This window comes from Desulfuromonas versatilis (genome assembly GCF_019704135.1).
In the GTDB taxonomy this organism is placed as follows: domain Bacteria; phylum Desulfobacterota; class Desulfuromonadia; order Desulfuromonadales; family NIT-T3; genus Desulfuromonas_A; species Desulfuromonas_A versatilis.
In genome coordinates, this window is sequence record NZ_AP024355.1 from 16,967 (window position 1) to 32,892 (window position 15,926).

The following is a 15,926-nucleotide window of genomic DNA, read 5'->3' on the forward strand; positions in this document are numbered from 1 at the left end:
AAACATCCCGATCAACAGTTTGAAAATAATAGGTTTTTTTGACTGAAAGCGAAAAAGATGGCGGATTACGGCAAGGCATATCAGGTTATCGTGGTCGGCGCCGGGCATGCCGGGTGTGAGGCGGCCCTGGCTGCGGCGCGCTTGGGATGCAGGACTTTGCTGCTGAACCTGAGCCTGGACGCGGTGGCTCAGATGTCCTGCAATCCGGCCATCGGGGGCCTGGCTAAGGGTCATCTGGTTAAGGAGATCGATGCCCTTGGTGGCGAGATGGCGCTCAATATCGATGCGACGGGGATCCAGTTCCGTATTCTGAATACCAAGAAAGGACCAGCGGTTCGAGCATCCCGGGCACAGGCTGATCGTCAGCGCTACGCTGCGCGAATGAAGCGGGTGGTGGAAGAACAGGGGAATCTGGATCTTAAGCAGGGGGCTGTGTCCGCCCTGTTGCTCGAAGGACACCGGGTCGCCGGAGTGAAGACCCGGGAGGGACTCTGCTTTCGCGGGGAGGCGGTGGTCTTGACCACCGGTACCTTCATGCGGGGTCTGATCCATGTCGGCCTGAACAATTATCCCGGAGGCCGGGCAGGCGAGCCCCCCTCCGAAGGGTTGTCGGACCATCTGCGATCCATGGGGTTGCGGGTGGGGCGGCTCAAGACCGGAACCCCTGCGCGGTTGGATCGGCGCTCGATCGATTTCGGCAGGTTGACACCCCAGTATGGTGACGATCCTCCCCGCCCTTTCTCTTTTTTGTCGACCTCGATCAGGGGACCCCAGGTTCCTTGCCATATAACCTATACAACGGCGGCTACTCACGAGGTCATTCGCTCGGGCCTGGACCGTTCTCCCCTCTACAGCGGTGTCATCGAGGGGGTCGGGCCCCGCTACTGCCCCTCCATTGAAGACAAGGTGGTGCGCTTCCCCGATAAGGAGCAGCATCAGTTGTTTCTCGAGCCCGAAGGGCTGGGGAGCGCCGAGGTCTACCCCAACGGGGTCTCCACCTCGCTCCCCCCGGATGTGCAACTGGCCTTTCTCAGGACCATCCCCGGCCTGGAGCAGGTGGAAATCATGCGGCCCGGCTACGCGATCGAATATGATTTCGTCGATCCGATCCAGCTGGAACCCTCCCTGCAGACCAAGGCGGTCGCCGGGTTGTTCCATGCGGGGCAGATCAACGGGACCTCGGGTTACGAGGAGGCCGCCGCCCAGGGACTGGTGGCAGGTATCAATGCGGCCCGCCAGGTCCAGGGAACCGCGCCGCTGGTTCTCGGGCGTGACCAGGGCTACATCGGGGTGCTGATCGATGATCTGGTCAACCTGGGTGCCGTGGAGCCCTACCGCATGTTTACCTCCAGGGCGGAGTACCGCCTGCTGCTGCGTGAGGATAACGCCGACCAGCGCCTGACCCCCATCGGCAGAGATCTGGGCCTGGTCGACGATCAGCGCTGGAAGGCCTTCGTGGAGAAGGCCGAGCAGATCGAACGAGGCCGGGCGCGCCTGGAGCAGGTGCGGGTCGCGCCGGGGGCTCGGGAAACCTTGACGGCACTGGGGATCGAGGAGCTGAAAAACGGTGCGTCTCTGGCGGATCTGTTGCGCCGGCCGGATATCCATCTGCAGGATCTGCTCGGCCTCGACGGAGAGTTGGCGGAGCTCGACCCCCTGGCCCTGGAGCAATTGGAGATCTCCACCAAATACCAGGGCTACATCCAGCGCCAGCAGGACCAGGTGGAGCGGTTTCGCCGGGCGGAGAACATCGCCATCCCCTCCGGTTTCGACTATGCCGGAGTGTCGGGACTTTCGGCTGAAGTGCGGGAGAAACTCGCCCGGGTGCGTCCCCTGACCCTCGGCCAGGCCTCGCGGATTCCCGGGGTCACGCCGGCGGCAATCGCCATTCTCTCGGTTTTACTGCGCAGGACTTAGGATGACGCGAACAGAACTTCTAGCCGGCCAGTTGACAGCTTTGGGCCTGGAGGTGGAGCCGCAGGCCCAGGAGCGGTTGCTGCAATTTCTCGACGAGCTGCTGCGCTGGAACCGGCGCATCAACCTGACGGCAATCACCGATCCCGAGGAGGGAATCGAAAAGCATCTGGTCGATTCGCTGACTCTGCTGCCGCTTTTGCAGGAGCGGGAGCGTCTGCTTGACCTTGGCTCGGGAGGAGGCTTTCCAGGAATTCCCTGTCTGCTGGCCCGGCCAGGATTGCAGGTCACCACCGTGGATGCGGTGCAGAAAAAAATCCACTTTCAGCGCCATGTGGCTCGACTGCTCGGAACCAGGGGGCTGCAACCCTTGCACTGTCGCGCGGAGGACCTCCCCAGGGTTTTGGGCGAAGACGGTCGGTTTGACCTGGTGGTGTCCCGGGCCTTCACCTCTTTGGGGGGATTTTTGGCCCTGGGGCTTCCCTGTCTGGCTCAGGGGGGGCGCCTGGTGGCCATGAAGGGGGCCGAGGGGCGCCAGGAGCTGGACCATGCGCAGCCCGAGATCGCCTCCCTGGGGCTGGTCTGCAGCGAACTGCGCGAGTTGGAGTTGCCGCTCTCGAGGGCCAGGCGCACCCTGCTGGTGTTCGAGCGGGCCTGAGCAGAAGGTTTCGGCGGCCGGGCCAGCTCCGCCAGACCCTATATCTTGAGTCTGTTTCCTGGTCTGCTACCAGATATGTGGTCTTTATGGGGAATTCCCTTTTTTCTTTGAAGAATAAAGGTGTTATGGTACTCTTTCCGACCGGTCCAGGTTGTGAGGAGGGAAGCCGATGGCTCTGACCATTGCCATAGCCAATCAAAAGGGCGGAGTTGGAAAAACCACCACCGCGGTCAATCTGGCGGCCTCGCTGGCCGCTGCCGAAAAGCGCACATTGCTGGTGGACATGGACCCCCAGGCCAATGCCTGCAGCGGCGTCGGGCTCGACAAGGCCTCCCAGGAGGCCACCGTCTATCATGCCCTGCTCGGCCAGGTTTCGGCACGCGACATCCGGATCCGCTCCAACCTGGATCATCTCGATATCCTTCCAGCCAATACCGACCTGATCGGCGCCGAAATCGAACTGGTCACCGCCTTTGCCCGCGAGGTCAAACTGCAGGGGGTGCTTCAGGATATAGCCGAGGATTACGACTACATCATCATCGACTGTCCCCCTTCCCTCGGCCTGTTGACCGTCAATGCCCTGACGGCGGCCGACACCGTATTGATCCCATTGCAATGTGAATTCTACGCGATGGAGGGGCTCAGCCAGCTGATGAAGACCATCCGGCTGATCCAGAAGGAACTCAACCCGCGCCTGAGCGTGAAGGGGATCCTGCTGACCATGTTCGATGTCCGCAACAACCTCTCCCATCAGGTCAGCGAAGAGATCCGCAATCATTTCGGGGGGCAGGTGTTCCGCACGGTCATCCCACGCAATGTTCGGCTCTCCGAGGCTCCGAGTCATGGGCTGCCGGTCCTTCTCTACGACATAGCCTCCCGGGGGGCTACCGCCTACCTGGAGTTGGCCAAGGAAATCATCGACTCAGGAAACTAGCCATGGCAAAAAGACCCGCGCTCGGCAAGGGCATTGGTGCTTTGCTGAACTCCGCGACCCAGGAAGGGGGACGCAAGTATTTCCTCTGCCCCATCGAGGAACTGCGACCCCACCACAATCAGCCCCGCAAAACCTTCAATGACGAGAAAATGGCCGAACTGGTCGCCTCGGTCAAGGAAAAGGGGATCATCCAGCCGCTGGTGGTGCGTCAGACCGCCAGCCACTACCAGATCATCGCCGGGGAACGCCGCTGGCGGGCCGCTCAGAAGGCGGGGCTGCGCGAAGTCCCCGTGGTGATCCAGGATGTTTCCGAAGACTGGGCCCTGGAGATGGCCCTGATCGAGAACATCCAGCGGGAAGACCTCAACCCCATCGAGGAGGCCGAAGCCTACCGCAATCTCATGGACGGGTTCGATTTCTCCCAGGAGGAAGTGGCCCGACGGGTCGGCAAGGACCGTTCCACCGTTTCCAATACCTTGCGTCTGTTGCGCCTGCCCCAGCAGGTGCGCGAGGAGGTGCTGGTGGGCCGCATCTCCATGGGCCATGCCCGGGCCCTGCTCTCCCTGGAGGTCGACGAGGACATCCTGGAGGCCAGCCAGCGGGTGGTGGAAAAACAGCTCTCGGTCCGTGAAACCGAGGCCCTGGTAAAGAAAATAAAGAGCTTCGGGGCACCGAAAAAATCCCCGGCCAAAAAGGAACTTGATCCCGAACTGGTGCATCTGGCCGGCGAAATGAAGCGGGCCCTCGGCACCCAGGTGAAAATCGTCCCCAAGGCCAAGGGGGGCAAGATCGAAATTTCCTTTTACTCCGCACAGGACCTGGACCGCTTGCTCGAGGTTCTGGGGATCTCCTGAGACAGGGCAGAGAAGGACCATCCAAACCATGTTCGCCAGGAAGGAAAAAGACGTCATGAGAAAAGAGACGCCCCTTGAGAAAAGTGAAATCAAGGCTTTTCTCGGCCCCGGCAGCCAGTTCGAAGGGAAGTTGATCTTTGACGAAATCGTGCGCATCGATGGCAATTTCCGCGGAGAGGTTACCTCCCGCGATACCCTGATCGTGGGTCAGACCGCCGATGTGCAGGCCGAGGTCAACGTCGGAACGCTGATTCTCAGCGGACGGTTCAAGGGCAACGTCAAGGCGACGGCCAAGGTTGAACTGCGCTCGCCGGCCCAGGTGGACGGCAGCATAGACACCCCGGTGCTGGTGGTGGAAGAAGGGGTGATCCTGAACAGCAACCTGACCATGAAAAAGGAAAAGGCCCCCGAGGAAAAAGCCCCCGCCAAGAAGTAACCGCTCCCCTGATGCGTGGCGGAGTGGTGATTAATCGCCAGAAAAGTTGGAAATTAGCAGAACCTCCTTGACAGACGCCGGGCGGGTATGATAGCAATCTCCTGTTTTATCCCACCCCCCCTCAAAACCGATTTAATCTTAGTCAGTTTTGTATACAGTATACCGAAGGCGGGCTCTTCCCGCCGCAGTGACGAGGTGTTGCAGTGATTGAAATCAATTGGACTATTCTGCTGCAGATTGCCAATTTCCTGGTGCTCATGGCCGTCTTGAACATGCTCCTCTATCGGCCCTTGCGCGAGGTGCTCAACCGGCGCAAGCAGGCGGTCGAGGGCGGCCACCAATCGGCCCGGGATCTCGAGGGGCAGATCAAGGAAAAAATGGCGCGTTACGAGCAGCAACTGCAGGAAGCCAAGGCCAAGGGAGCCGCCGAGAAGGCGACCCTGCGCCAGGCGGCCGCCAGCGAGGAAGCCGAGTTGGTGGGGAAAGCTCAGGGCCAGGCTGCCGAAAAGCTCGAGAAGATCAAGCAGCAGGTAGCCGGCGAGGCCGAACAGGCCCGCACCACCCTGAAGATCGAGGCCCGTTCCCTGGCTTCGGACATCGCCTGCAAGATTCTCGGGAGGGCCCTGTGAAAAACCTGCTCAAGGAATCCGTCATGAAGAAACTTACCGCCATTCTCGCCGCGGCACTGCTCCCTGCCCTGCTGGCCGGCGCTGTTTTCGCCGCTGGCGGCGAGGGGCACCACGTCGACAGCGGCGTTTTGCTGAAAGATTTCCTTTATCGCTGCTTCAACTTTGCCGTGGCCTTCGGCCTGCTGGCCTTTTTCGTCACCAAGCCGATCCGCAAGGGAATGGCCATGCGCCGCGAGGGGATCGAAAAGTCCCTGGCCGACGCCCGCCGCGCCAAGGAGGAGGCTGAGGCCAAGTTCGCCGAATATGATCGCAAGCTCGATCAGGCCTCGCGGGAAATCGAGGAGATTTCCGCTCAGCTCAAGCGCGAGGGCGAGCAGGAGCGGGAGAAGATCCTGGCCAACGCCCAGGCCATGGCCGAGAAGATCCGCCAGGAAGCGGAGAAATCCGCTGCCCGGGAAGTCGCCAAGGCTCGTGGCGAGCTGCGGGACGAGGCCGCACGGCTGGCCATTGAACTGGCCGAGGATATCCTGAAGAAGAACTTCACCGTCGAAGACCATAAACGCCTGGTGAATGAATACATGCAGAAGGTGGGAGAACTACATTGAGTATCAGCGCTATATCCAGACGGTATGCCAAGGCCCTGGTAGACCTGGGGGCCGAGCAGAAGATGGTGGGGCGGTACGCCGAGGAACTGGCCACGGTCGGTTCGCTGCTCGAGCGCGAGGAGTTGCTCCGCCTCATCCTGGAGAGCCCTTCTTTTCCCCAGGAAAAGAAGTCGACCATCCTGGCTGACGTGATCGCCTCGATGAAGCTCTCCGCGGGAATGGCCAAGTTCCTGGGGCTGCTTCTGGCCAAGGACCGCCTCCGGTATCTGCCGCAGATCCAGGGCAACTACCGGGCCTTTGCCGACGAGCTCTCCGGAGTCCTGCGGGCACGCCTCTCCAGTGCCTCGGAGCTGGCTCCCGAACAGCGTCAGGCCATTCAGAAAGACCTCGAAAAGCAGACCGGGAAAAAGGTCGAGCTCACCGTCGATATCGACCCGGCCCTGATCGGTGGTTTGAAGGCCGAATTCGGCGGCAAGGTCTTCGACGGCAGCATCCGGACTCAGCTGAAACGCATTGAAGATACCTTAAAGAAGGGGTGAGAAGGTCCTATGGAAATCAAAGCAGAAGAAATCAGCGCGATCATCAAGAAACAGATCGAAAACTTCGGTCGCGAGGTTGAAGTCAGCGAAACCGGCACCATCATCTCCGTCGGCGACGGTATTGCCCGTATTCACGGTCTGGACAAGGCCATGGCCGGCGAACTGCTGGAGTTCCCCGGCGGGATCATGGGCATGGTGCTCAACCTTGAAGAGGACAACGTCGGCGCCGCCATCCTCGGCGAGGGCGCACACATCAAGGAAGGCGACACCGTCAAGCGCACCGAGAAGATCGTCCAGGTCCCCGTCGGCGAGGCGCTTCTTGGCCGCGTCGTCAACGGCATCGGCATCGCCATCGACGGCAAGGGCGAGATCGACTCCAAGGACTTCCGCCAGGTCGAGATCAAGGCCCCCGGCATCGTTGCCCGTAAGTCGGTTCACGAGCCGATGCAGACCGGCCTCAAGGCCATCGACGCCATGGTTCCCATCGGCCGCGGCCAGCGCGAGCTGATCATCGGCGACCGCCAGACCGGCAAGACCGCGGTGGCCATCGACACCATCATCAACCAGAAGGGCAAGGACGTCGTCTGCATCTACGTCGCCATCGGCCAGAAGCGCTCCACCGTGGCCCAGGTGGTCGACAAGCTGCAGCAGCACGGCGCCATGGATTACACCATCGTAGTTGCCGCCACCGCCTCCGACCCTGCCCCGCTGCAGTTCATCTCCCCCTACACCGGGGTTACCATGGGCGAGTTCTTCCGCGACAGCGGCAAGCACTCCCTGATCATCTACGATGACCTCTCCAAGCAGGCCGTGGCCTACCGCCAGCTCTCGCTGCTGCTGCGCCGTCCGCCGGGGCGCGAGGCCTACCCCGGGGACGTTTTCTACCTGCACAGCCGCCTGCTGGAGCGCGCCGCGAAGCTCAACGACACCCTCGGCGCCGGCAGCCTCACCGCCCTGCCGATCATCGAAACCCAGGCAGGCGACGTTTCGGCCTACATCCCGACCAACGTCATCTCCATCACCGACGGCCAGATCTTCCTCGAGACCGACCTGTTCTACTCGGGCGTGCGCCCGGCCATCAACGTCGGCCTTTCGGTCTCCCGCGTCGGCGGCAGCGCCCAGGTCAAGGCGATGAAACAGGTCGCCGGCACCCTGCGTCTGGCCCTCGCCCAGTACCGCGAGATGGCGGCCTTCGCCCAGTTCGGTTCCGACCTCGACGCGGCGACCCAGCGCCAGCTCAACCGCGGCGCCCGCCTGGTGGAGATCCTCAAGCAGCCCCAGTACAAGCCGATGCCGGTCGAGCGCCAGGTCCTGGTCATCTATGCGGCCAACAACGGCTACGTCGACGAGTACCCGGTCACCGCGGTCCAGCGCTACGAGACCGAGCTGGTCTCCTTCCTGGAGAGCCGCCACGGCCAACTGCTCAACGACCTGGCCAGCAAGAAGGCCATCGACGCTGACCTTGAAGGGCGCATCAAGAGCGCGCTGGAAGAGTTCAAGGGCCAGTTTGTCGTCTAAATCACCGGATACTGAAGGCGAAGACAGATGCCAAGTCTGAAGGATATCAAAAAGCGGATCGGTTCGGTCAAGAACACCAGCCAGATCACCAAGGCCATGAAAATGGTCTCCGCGGCCAAGTTGCGCCGGGCCCAGGATGCGGTGGTGGCCGCTCGCCCCTATGCTGACAAAATGCACGATGTGCTCTCCAGCCTAGCTTTGCGCGAGGAGGCCGAATCCCATCCCCTGCTCCACCACCGGGGCAAGGGGCGCGCCCTGGTGGTTCTGCTGACTGCCGACCGCGGCCTGTGCGGGGGCTTCAACGGCAACATCGCCAAGGCTGCCGAACGCTTCATCCGGCAGAACCAGGACGGCTACGAGGCTTACGACCTGCTGATCATCGGGCGCAAGGGCAAGGAGCTGCTGAAAAGCCGCAAGAACCTCAACATCGTCAAGGTCTACGAGAACATCACCGGCTCGATCAGCTACAGCACCGCAGCGCTGCTCGGGCAAGAGGTGGTGGAAAGTTACCAGGACGAGAAGTACGATGCGGTTTTCCTGATGTACAATGCCTTCCGCAGCGCCATCTCCCAGGTCGCCACCACGGAGAAGCTGCTTCCGATCGTTCCCCGGCAGGTCGAGGAGGGGGCCCACGTCGCCCAATATCTCTACGAGCCGACCAAGGGCGAAGTGCTCGCCCAGATTCTTCCGAAGCACGTCGAGGTGCAGATTTTCCGCGCGCTTCTCGAGTCCGTAGCGTCCGAGCACGGGGCCCGCATGAGCGCCATGGACAGCGCCAGCAAAAATGCCAAGGAAATGATCGGCAAGCTGACGCTGCAATACAACCGTGCGCGGCAGGCCGCGATTACCAAGGAGCTCATGGAGATTATTTCCGGGGCCGAATCGATTAAGAAATAATTCGAACGATGCTTCGCACCTGCCAAGGTGGGAAAAAGGAGGAACGGTTCACCATGAATAAAGGAAAAATTACTCAGGTTATCGGTCCCGTCATCGACGTGGAATTCGAAGCCGGCAAGCTCCCCGAGATCTACCACGCGATTAAGATCACCAACCCTGCCCTTGGCGAGGGAGAATGGAACCTGGTCTGCGAGGTCGCCCAGCACCTCGGCGAAAATACCGTCCGCGCCATCGCCATGGACTCCACTGACGGCCTGGTGCGCGGTCAGGACGTTCTCGATACCGGCAAGCAGATCGTCATGCCGGTCGGTCGCGGCACCCTCGGCCGGATCCTCAACGTCGTCGGCGAACCTGTCGACGAGGCCGGGCCGGTCAATACCGAAAAGCAGTGGGAAATTCACCGCCCTACCCCCGAGTTCGTCGAGCAGTCGACCAAGGTCGAAGCTTTCGAAACCGGGATCAAGGTCGTTGACCTGCTGGCTCCCTACGCTCGTGGCGGCAAGATCGGCCTGTTCGGCGGCGCCGGCGTCGGCAAGACGGTTCTGATCATGGAACTGATTCACAACATCGCCAAACAGCACGGTGGTTTCTCGGTATTTGCCGGGGTCGGGGAGCGGACCCGCGAGGGGAACGACCTGTGGCACGAGATGAAGGACTCCGGCGTTCTCGACAAGGCCGCCCTGATTTACGGCCAGATGAACGAGCCTCCCGGGGCCCGCGCCCGCGTTGCCCTCTCGGCGCTGACCGTCGCCGAGTACTTCCGCGACGAGGAAGGCCAGGACGTGCTGCTGTTCGTCGACAACATCTTCCGTTTCACCCAGGCCGGTTCCGAGGTCTCGGCGCTGCTCGGCCGTATCCCCTCGGCGGTCGGCTACCAGCCGACCCTCTCCACCGAAATGGGTGAGCTGCAGGAGCGCATCACCACCACCAACAAGGGCTCGATCACCTCGGTACAGGCCATCTACGTTCCTGCCGACGACTTGACCGACCCGGCTCCGGCCACCGCTTTTGCCCACCTCGACGCGACCACGGTGCTTTCCCGCCAGATCGCCGAGCTCGGCATCTACCCCGCGGTGGACCCGCTCGACTCCACCAGCCGGATCCTCGATCCCCAGGTGGTCGGCGAAGAGCACTACAAGGTCGCCCGCGACGTCCAGTTCGTCCTGCAGCGCTACAAGGACCTGCAGGACATCATCGCCATTCTCGGCATGGACGAGCTCTCCGAGGAGGACAAGCTGGTCGTGGCCCGCGCCCGCAAGATCCAGCGCTTCCTCTCCCAGCCCTTCCACGTGGCCGAGGTCTTCACCGGCTCGCCGGGCAAATACGTCGAGCTCAAGGACACCATCAAGGGGTTCCAGGAGATCGTCGAAGGCAAGTACGACGACATCCCCGAGCAGGCCTTCTACCTGGTTGGAACCATCGAAGAAGCTCTGGAAAAGGCCAAGAAGCTCGCGGCCTGATCGACGATACAGCGGCGGGGCGAGGTCGCCCCGCCATCCGGATAAAGGACGTTTGGAATGGCAGACAAACTCAAACTGGAAATGGTCACCCCCTACAAGAAGGTGCTCTCTGCGGAAGTGGACGAAGTCACCGCCCCCGGGGCCATTGGCGAGTTCGGCATTCTGCCGGGGCATACGCCGATGCTGACCACCCTCAAGATCGGCGAGATGACCTACCGCCAGGGTGGCCAGACCTTTCATGTCGCCGTCAACTGGGGTTATGTGGAAGTTGAAGAGGACAAGGTCACGGTTCTGGTCGAGACCGCGGAACCGGCGGACGAGATCGACCTGGAGCGCGCCAAGGCCGCTCTGGGCCGGGCCGAGGAGGCGCTTAAAGAGCTCTCTCCCGAGGACAAGGACTTCAAGATCATGCAGGCGGCCCTGGACCGCGCCCTGATCCGCATTCAGGTAGCCAGCCGCAAGGGACGCTGATCCGGGCCCCTTCCCTCCTGCAAATGAAAAAGGACGACCCCTCGGGATCGTCCTTTTTTATTGGGCTGCAGACCCGGCGCACCCGGGTGGGCTCCTGGTCAGCCGTCTTCCTTGAGAATCTGCAGCATCTTTTCCTCGACCAGCCGCAGGTGAGCCATCATGGCCTGGCGAGCCCCTTCGGGGTCGCGCCGGGCAATGGCCTCATAGATGGCCCGGTGCTGGTTGAGCAGCAGCTCCACAAAGCCTGCCTTGCGGTAGAATTCCATCAGGGCCACTTGGATGGTGGCGTGAAACAGCCCGTGGATGGTGTTGAGCACGTGCAACTGCAGGGTGTTGTGGGTAGCGGTGGTGATGGCATAATGGAACTGGGCGTCGACCTCGGCATCCCAGCCCCCGCTGGCCGCCTGGCGGCTCATCTCCTGGAACAATTCCCCCATGTTGCGGATTTCGTCCTCGGTAGCCCGGCTGGCGGCGAGAAACGCCGACCAGCTCTCCAGGCCCATGCGGACCTCGGCCAAAGAGTGCAGCAGGCGCGGATTCTTTTCCACCATGCTGGTCAGCGGCGCGGCCAGGGATTCCTCGGTAAGCGAGCGCACGAAGGTCCCCCCGCCCTGGCGGGATTCGACCAGCCCCATGGCCTCGAGAACCATGATGGCTTCGCGAACCGAGGGCCGGCTGACCCCGAGCAGGGTGGCGAGTTCCCGCTCGGAAGGGATACGCTCCCCGGGTTTTAGCTGGCCCTGGGAGATGTGCTCCTTGATTTGTTCAACGATTTCCTCGGAAATCTTTTTGGGTCGGATCTGTTTGAATACAGTGGTCACGCCAATGCTCCATTTTGGTCTATTGGTATGACCAGTAGATAACATGGTTTTATTCAAAGGTCAAGTGTTCTTAACGCGGCGGACAACGAGGAAATGCCAGGCATTGTGCGCAAAATCATTCACTTGGACATGGATGCCTTCTATGCCTCGGTGGAACAGCGGGACCGGCCGGAACTGAAGGGTAAGCCGGTCATCGTCGGCGGCAGTCGGGAGCGTGGAGTGGTCTGTGCCTGCTCCTACGAAACCCGCGCCTTCGGGGTGCGTTCGGCCATGGCCGTTGCCCGGGCGTTGCGGCTCTGCCCCCAGGCGCTGGTGCTGCCGGTGCGGATGGCCCGCTACCAACAGGTTTCTGCGGAAATCTTTGAAATTTTCGGGCGTTACACCGATTGCATCGAAAAGCTCTCGATCGACGAGGGGTTTCTCGATGTGACCGGCAGCGAACGCCTGTTCGGTCCCGCCCGGCAGATCGCTGAACGGCTTCGCGCCGAGGTCAGGGCCGAAACCGGATTGGCGGTAAGCGCCGGAGTGGCCTCGAACAAGTTTCTGGCCAAGGTGGCGTCGGAGCTGGCCAAACCCGATGGCCTGCTCGAAGTGCCCGCCGACCAGGTCGACCAGTTTTTGCTCCCCCTGCCTGTCTCGCGGATCTGGGGGGTCGGCCGAGTGACCGCCGAGCGGTTGGAGCGCCGGGGTTGGCGGACGATCCGGGAACTGCGGGCGGTCCCCCTGGAGCAGTTGCAGCGGCTGCTCGGTGCTGCCGGGGAGCAGGTGTACCGGCTTGCCAGGGGGTTGGACGAGAGGCCCGTGGTCGCCGACGAGCCGATCAAGTCCATCGGCGCCGAGGAGACCTTCGAACGCGACCTCCGGGTGCCCGAGGCTCTGGCCAGGGAGCTGTTGGCCCTCTGCGAGCGGGTGGCCGCTCGCCTTCGTCGCCGCGGCCTGGTGGGGCGCTGTGTGACCCTCAAGGTCAAGTACGCCGATTTCAGCGCGGTCAGCCGCAGCCTGACCCTGGAGCGGGGCCTCGATTCGGCCCTGGCCATCCAGGCCGAAGCCTTGCGCCTGCTGGGCAGGACCGAGGCGGGCAGCAGGCCGGTGCGGCTGCTGGGGGTAAGTCTGGCCCAGCTTGAAGCCGGTCAGGCGGCGCAGCCGGAACTTTTCGGCGAAGAACAGCGCCGGCGCCAGTCGGCCCTGGATCAGGCGGTGGACCGGCTCCGGGAGCGTTTCGGCGAGAGCGGCATCCGTCGCGCCACCCTGCTCGAGGGCTCCCCCCGGCCCTCAGTCAAGAAAGGGGGCGACCCCGGCGAGTGAGCGCAGCAGGGACTGCCGGTCATGGGATTCCAGGGTCAGGGTCGGAGCCACGGGCAGCTGTTTGAGCAGCCGGAACAGCAGCGGGAAATCGATGCTCCCCTCCCCCACCGGCAGATGCGCGTCACGGTCGCCGAGGTTGTCGTGCAGGTGCAGGTGCACCAGGTGCGGACCCAGGATGGCCAGCCAGTGTTTCAGCGAAACCTTGGCGAACAGCCTCCAGTGGCCGACATCCAGGCAGTGCCCCAGGGTGGGCGAGCCGAGAGCCGTAAGCAGCTGGGCCAGGGTGTCGGGCTGCTCCTCGAAGATGTTCTCCAGCGCCAGGCGCAACCCGAGGCGCTCTGCCGCCTGAATGAGCGGCGGCCAGAACTTCAGGCTGGGCGCAAGCCAGAGGTCGCTTTGCAGGCTGTAGCGCCACTTTTCGTAACCGGGATGAAAAACCACCAGCGAGGCCCCGAGCTCGGCGGCCGCATTCAGGGTCTGGGTGCAGCGCACCAGGGTGGCTTGGCGGATCAGCGGGTCGTTGGTGCCCGGATTGAGATCGTGGAAGGGCGCATGCACCGTGCAGCCGAGGCCGGCCTGCCGCAGGACCCGGGCGCGGGAGCGCAGCTCGACCAGGCTGAGGCGGTCGAGGTCATCGCCACTGAAAGCGATTTCCGGCTGCAGTCGGCGCTCCAGCAACAGGGGCAGAGACTCGCCGAGCAGGCGGTAGGGGACGTGCACATGAAGCCGGTCAGCCATGGAGTCCACCGCCGCTGATCAGGGTTTCGTCGTCCGTGGCGTCGCCATGCACGAATAAAATCCCTTCATTGCTGAGCTTTTCGCAGAGTTCAGGCTCCTTTTCCACCACCACGAACGGGGTGGGACGATCGAGAAATTCCCTGCAGGTCAGGGTGCCGATGCGGCCGTAGCCGCAGATGGTGTAGTGCCCCTGACGCCGGTTGATCTGGTTTTCCATTTTCTTCCTCCCCAGAATCGAGCGCAGTTGCCTTTCGACCATAATCTGGATCATGCTGCCGACCGCGTAGGCGATGATCCCCGCCCCGAAGACGATCAGGATGATGGTGAAGGCCTTGCCGGCGTCGGAGAGGTCGTGGACCTCCTTGAAGCCGACGGTGGCGAGGGTGATGACCGTCATGGAGAGCGAGTCGAAGGCCCCCCAGCCCTCGATAAGCGAGTAGCCGAGGGTTCCCAACCCGATGACGACGACCAGAACCAGAAGAGAAAAGCGCAGGTGGCGGACCGGATCCAATGAAGACACCCTTGCCTTGATCCCGGGGATGATATCCTCGGGAAATTGAAAAGGCAAGGAGATATAAAGGGTTGGCGCTGTCCGGCCGGCCAGAAAAAGCTTGACATGTCCTGTATACAGTATACAATTTAGCGTGTTTTCATTTTACCCTTGCAACGGAGAAACCCCGTGAGACGAAAGCCGATCGAGCGTCACCAGACCCTCCGGGAAAAAATTCTGGAAACCATCCGCGAGGCCATCCTCAAGGGAGCGCTCAAGCCTGGGGAGAAGGTGGCCGAGCCGGAATTGGCCGAGCGCTTCGGCATCAGCCGCACCCCGATCCGCGAGGCCTTCCGGCAGTTGGAGTCCGAAGGGTACCTGTCGGTGATCCCCCGCAAGGGGGCGGTGGTCGCCTCCCTGTCTGAGCGGGATGTCGAGGAGTTCTATGCCATCAAGAGCATCCTTGAGGGGTATGCCGCCCGCATCGCCGCGGAGCGGCTCAGCGAAAGGGACCTGGAGCGACTGGAGACGATCAACAATAACCTGGAAAAACTGGCCCGGGATGGGGATGTAAAAAACTTCTTCAGGGTGCACAACGAATTTCATGAGCTGTTTATCCGGGCCGCGGGCAATGACAAGCTGCTCGAGCTGATCAACCAGTTGGTGCTGAAATTCAACCGGCTGCGCATGGCTTCCCTGTCGCTGCCGGGGCGCATGGAGATCTCGGTCCGCGAGCACCATAAAATCATCGAAGCGTTCCGTGCTCAGGACGGGGCGAGGGCCGACGAGCTGGTCAGCAAGACCGCCGCCATCGGCGGCCAGGTGCTGATCCAGAGCATGGCCCAGGAGCAGGGCCTCAAGGTGGAGAAATCCGTGCTCCAGCGGGCGGTGGATGTCTGATCCCACCCTTCCCGCTCCCGCACCTCCTCGGCGTTTCGCTTTGCGGGACGCCGCTTTCATTTGCGGCAGGTTCACTGCCGGCTTGATTCCCGGGGGCGCCTGTGGCATAGTTCCTCCCAGCCTGGCGCGGCGAAGGTTCGCCGCCTGTGATGCACCAAGGAGATGGATTCAATGAGGATGATGACCCTGAAAACCCTGCTCTTTCCCCTGCTCCTGCTGGCCCTGGGCGCCTCGGCGGCCGGTGCGGCCTCGCTGGCAATCGATTTCAACGATTTCAGTGCCCAGGCCGAACTGGGCCTGCCCATCACCGAAGACGACTACGGCAGCAGCCAGACCTCCTTCCGGTTTCTCTACAACGACGACCAGGACACCGCCCTCGGATCGCTCGGCTTCGACTTCATGGGGCAGCCCGGCAACGTTCCCGGCCTGGAGGTGGGTGCCGCGGCACAGGTGGCCGGCGGCGAGGCCGACGACAGCCAGGATTTTCTCAACCTGGGGGTCGGGGTCAAGCTCGGCTACGCTCCGCCGGTACTCGGCGGCTTCGGACTTTCCGGACGGATTTTCTACTCCCCGGAGATCTTCTCCTGGCTCGATTCGGATCGCATGGTCGAATGGGGAACCCGCGCCAGCTTTGCGGTGACCCCCAAGGTCCGCCTGCACCTGGATTATCAGAACGTGCGCAACGATTTCGAGGACCACGGGACCTGGACCATCGACGACGCGGTGCGCCTCGGTTTCGAGGCCCGTTTCTAGGGCG

General features: G+C 62.3%; 18 protein-coding genes. 15 read left to right on the top strand and 3 right to left on the bottom strand.

The features are described 5' to 3' along the window. Nucleotides 1-57 precede the first annotated feature (57 nt). The 12 genes from mnmG to DESUT3_RS00135 all read left to right on the top strand — a co-directional run bounded on the left by mnmG (nt 58) and on the right by DESUT3_RS00135 (nt 10,915). Nucleotides 58-1,917 carry a tRNA uridine-5-carboxymethylaminomethyl(34) synthesis enzyme MnmG gene (gene mnmG, locus DESUT3_RS00080; RefSeq protein ID WP_221250434.1) on the top strand — a complete coding sequence of 620 codons (1,860 nt, stop codon included), beginning with the start codon at nt 58-60 and terminating at the stop codon, nt 1,915-1,917. A 1-nt stretch (nt 1,918) separates the two neighbouring features. Beyond that, nucleotides 1,919-2,572: a 16S rRNA (guanine(527)-N(7))-methyltransferase RsmG gene (gene rsmG, locus DESUT3_RS00085; RefSeq protein WP_221250435.1), complete on the top strand. Its 654-nt coding sequence runs from the start codon at nt 1,919-1,921 to the stop codon at nt 2,570-2,572. Between the two features lie 169 nt (nt 2,573-2,741). Then, nucleotides 2,742-3,506 carry a ParA family protein gene (locus DESUT3_RS00090; RefSeq protein WP_221250436.1) on the top strand — a complete coding sequence of 255 codons (765 nt, stop codon included), beginning with the start codon at nt 2,742-2,744 and terminating at the stop codon, nt 3,504-3,506. A 2-nt stretch (nt 3,507-3,508) separates the two neighbouring features. Then, nucleotides 3,509-4,360, top strand: coding sequence for a ParB/RepB/Spo0J family partition protein (locus DESUT3_RS00095; protein WP_221250437.1), 852 nt, complete (start codon nt 3,509-3,511; stop codon nt 4,358-4,360). Between the two features lie 55 nt (nt 4,361-4,415). After that, nucleotides 4,416-4,796, top strand: coding sequence for a bactofilin family protein (locus DESUT3_RS00100; RefSeq protein ID WP_225911578.1), 381 nt, complete (start codon nt 4,416-4,418; stop codon nt 4,794-4,796). 203 nt (nt 4,797-4,999) lie between these two features. Further along, nucleotides 5,000-5,425, top strand: a complete 426-nt coding sequence (locus DESUT3_RS00105; protein ID WP_221250439.1) for an ATP synthase F0 subunit B — start codon at nt 5,000-5,002, stop codon at nt 5,423-5,425. Between the two features lie 23 nt (nt 5,426-5,448). Further along, nucleotides 5,449-6,030: a F0F1 ATP synthase subunit B gene (gene atpF, locus DESUT3_RS00110; RefSeq protein ID WP_225911579.1), complete on the top strand. Its 582-nt coding sequence runs from the start codon at nt 5,449-5,451 to the stop codon at nt 6,028-6,030. Continuing rightward, entirely contained in the window at nt 6,027-6,569 is a 543-nt protein-coding gene (gene atpH, locus DESUT3_RS00115) for an ATP synthase F1 subunit delta (protein WP_221250440.1), read from the top strand. Before atpF ends, atpH begins: the two co-directional genes overlap by 4 nt. A gap of 9 nt (nt 6,570-6,578) precedes the next feature. Beyond that, nucleotides 6,579-8,087: a F0F1 ATP synthase subunit alpha gene (gene atpA, locus DESUT3_RS00120; protein ID WP_221250441.1), complete on the top strand. Its 1,509-nt coding sequence runs from the start codon at nt 6,579-6,581 to the stop codon at nt 8,085-8,087. A 27-nt stretch (nt 8,088-8,114) separates the two neighbouring features. After that, complete coding sequence (gene atpG / locus DESUT3_RS00125; protein WP_221250442.1) at nt 8,115-8,984, top strand: ATP synthase F1 subunit gamma; 870 nt, start codon at nt 8,115-8,117, stop codon at nt 8,982-8,984. A gap of 8 nt (nt 8,985-8,992) precedes the next feature. Beyond that, complete coding sequence (gene atpD / locus DESUT3_RS00130; RefSeq protein ID WP_264082179.1) at nt 8,993-10,444, top strand: F0F1 ATP synthase subunit beta; 1,452 nt, start codon at nt 8,993-8,995, stop codon at nt 10,442-10,444. A 57-nt stretch (nt 10,445-10,501) separates the two neighbouring features. Continuing rightward, a complete protein-coding gene (locus DESUT3_RS00135; protein WP_221250444.1) occupies nt 10,502-10,915 on the top strand; it encodes a F0F1 ATP synthase subunit epsilon in 414 nt (137 codons plus the stop codon). Between the two features lie 98 nt (nt 10,916-11,013). Here DESUT3_RS00135 and DESUT3_RS00140 read toward each other — a convergent pair whose 3' ends face one another. Continuing rightward, nucleotides 11,014-11,736, bottom strand: coding sequence for a FadR/GntR family transcriptional regulator (locus DESUT3_RS00140; RefSeq protein ID WP_221250445.1), 723 nt, complete (start codon nt 11,734-11,736; stop codon nt 11,014-11,016). Nucleotides 11,737-11,841: 105 nt separating this feature from the next. Here DESUT3_RS00140 and dinB point away from each other — a divergent pair, with 105 nt between their 5' ends. After that, nucleotides 11,842-13,041 (top strand): DNA polymerase IV, encoded by a 1,200-nt coding sequence (dinB, locus tag DESUT3_RS00145; RefSeq protein WP_221250446.1) that lies wholly within the window; start codon nt 11,842-11,844, stop codon nt 13,039-13,041. Here dinB and DESUT3_RS00150 read toward each other — a convergent pair. Together DESUT3_RS00150 and DESUT3_RS00155 are read right to left on the bottom strand one after the other, a co-directional pair. Beyond that, nucleotides 13,009-13,779 carry a sugar phosphate isomerase/epimerase family protein gene (locus tag DESUT3_RS00150; protein ID WP_221250447.1) on the bottom strand — a complete coding sequence of 257 codons (771 nt, stop codon included), beginning with the start codon at nt 13,777-13,779 and terminating at the stop codon, nt 13,009-13,011. The two genes, dinB and DESUT3_RS00150, sit on opposite strands and share 33 nt — an antisense overlap. Continuing rightward, nucleotides 13,772-14,299 (bottom strand): potassium channel family protein, encoded by a 528-nt coding sequence (locus tag DESUT3_RS00155; RefSeq protein WP_225911581.1) that lies wholly within the window; start codon nt 14,297-14,299, stop codon nt 13,772-13,774. The genes DESUT3_RS00150 and DESUT3_RS00155 overlap by 8 nt, the downstream gene beginning before the upstream one ends. 159 nt (nt 14,300-14,458) lie before the next feature. Here DESUT3_RS00155 and DESUT3_RS00160 point away from each other — a divergent pair, with 159 nt between their 5' ends. Beyond that, nucleotides 14,459-15,169 (top strand): GntR family transcriptional regulator, encoded by a 711-nt coding sequence (locus DESUT3_RS00160; protein ID WP_221250448.1) that lies wholly within the window; start codon nt 14,459-14,461, stop codon nt 15,167-15,169. 171 nt (nt 15,170-15,340) lie between these two features. Continuing rightward, nucleotides 15,341-15,922, top strand: coding sequence for a YfaZ family outer membrane protein (locus DESUT3_RS00165; protein WP_221250449.1), 582 nt, complete (start codon nt 15,341-15,343; stop codon nt 15,920-15,922). Nucleotides 15,923-15,926 lie beyond the last annotated feature (4 nt).

Bases quoted from the DNA above. Each gene is read 5' to 3' on its own strand.
- DESUT3_RS00165 (WP_221250449.1), top strand. From the start codon at position 15,341: ATGAGGATGATGACCCTGAAAACCCTGCTCTTTCCCCTGCTCCTGCTG.
- DESUT3_RS00090 (WP_221250436.1), top strand. From the start codon at position 2,742: ATGGCTCTGACCATTGCCATAGCCAATCAAAAGGGCGGAGTTGGAAAA.
- atpD (WP_264082179.1), top strand. From the start codon at position 8,993: ATGCTTCGCACCTGCCAAGGTGGGAAAAAGGAGGAACGGTTCACCATG.
- rsmG (WP_221250435.1), top strand. From the start codon at position 1,919: ATGACGCGAACAGAACTTCTAGCCGGCCAGTTGACAGCTTTGGGCCTG.
- atpG (WP_221250442.1), top strand. From the start codon at position 8,115: ATGCCAAGTCTGAAGGATATCAAAAAGCGGATCGGTTCGGTCAAGAAC.
- atpF (WP_225911579.1), top strand. From the start codon at position 5,449: ATGAAGAAACTTACCGCCATTCTCGCCGCGGCACTGCTCCCTGCCCTG.
- DESUT3_RS00100 (WP_225911578.1), top strand. From the start codon at position 4,416: ATGAGAAAAGAGACGCCCCTTGAGAAAAGTGAAATCAAGGCTTTTCTC.
- mnmG (WP_221250434.1), top strand. From the start codon at position 58: ATGGCGGATTACGGCAAGGCATATCAGGTTATCGTGGTCGGCGCCGGG.
- atpA (WP_221250441.1), top strand. From the start codon at position 6,579: ATGGAAATCAAAGCAGAAGAAATCAGCGCGATCATCAAGAAACAGATC.
- DESUT3_RS00150 (WP_221250447.1), bottom strand. From the start codon at position 13,779: ATGGCTGACCGGCTTCATGTGCACGTCCCCTACCGCCTGCTCGGCGAG.
- DESUT3_RS00095 (WP_221250437.1), top strand. From the start codon at position 3,509: ATGGCAAAAAGACCCGCGCTCGGCAAGGGCATTGGTGCTTTGCTGAAC.
- DESUT3_RS00135 (WP_221250444.1), top strand. From the start codon at position 10,502: ATGGCAGACAAACTCAAACTGGAAATGGTCACCCCCTACAAGAAGGTG.